Annotated in this window: 1 pseudogene; it reads right to left on the bottom strand. The window is 47.7% G+C overall.

Features of this window, described 5'->3' with window-relative positions:
- Positions 1-865 (bottom strand): annotated as a pseudogene (locus B3C94_RS20780) (translocation/assembly module TamB); the annotation flags it as partial.

The raw sequence follows: 865 nt of genomic DNA, 5'->3' as shown, positions 1-865 counted from the left end.
ATTTGCGCTTCACCGTTGAGGAAGTTTGGATCAGCAGTGCTGAAATTGCCACTGAGCTTACCGCGGTAGCTGATGGCATCTTGTACCAGGTTTAACTTTTGGAGGTTGATGCTGTCGGCCATCAGTTCAAAGGCAATTTTGGGATAGGTTGCATCTAGCTGTGCAGTGGCATCCAATTTCAGCTTGATATTCGGGTCGGGACTGAGGAGTGATGCTTTCATGGCGCCTTTGTCTGCCGAGAGATTCATATCGATATTATGGTAGCGGTAACCCATGGCATCCATCCGGTTCACTTTGCCGTCAAAATTGGCGATTAGTTTTTTAGGATCTGTGCCTCTGCCTTTGATTTTGCCTTCAAAAGAAAGGATGCCCAAAGTACTGTCCATCTTCATAATTTGACCAATGTTGAAGTCACGGACACTGACCGCTGCATCGTAACTGGTATCGCGCTTGCCCATAGCAACCCGGCCATCTAATCTGGCTGTACCTTTTTCGGTGACTAAAGCCAGCTTGGTCGCGAAGGCAGCCATTCCGCCTTTAAAAGTACCGTTGAGGCCGATTGTATTGGGTAATTCGATCCCGGCTGGCAGCATCGACTTGGAAACCAGTTTTTCGATATCTGAACGGCCTGTGGTCAGCTTTTTAAGGTTGAGGTCTACCGACAGTTTATTCATATCCGGCAGTCCTTTAAGATTTAGGCTGGCGATGAGCCGGGTATTGGAAAGCGTCCGGAAATCAATAGTCGGAATATGCAGGTCATCAACTCGGCCGGCAATACGGGTATCTATATAAAACTTCTTGTCCAGCAGGGGTTTCATCACCTCCATTGTGTCCAGAAAAGGGGCAAAAAAACGGATATCGTGCA

It is taken from the genome of Sphingobacterium sp. UBA5670, from assembly GCF_002420705.1.
Taxonomy (GTDB): Bacteria; Bacteroidota; Bacteroidia; order Sphingobacteriales; family Sphingobacteriaceae; genus Sphingobacterium.
Note: the sequence above shows the minus strand (reverse complement) of the source record. Positions and strands in the feature narration are given on the sequence as shown.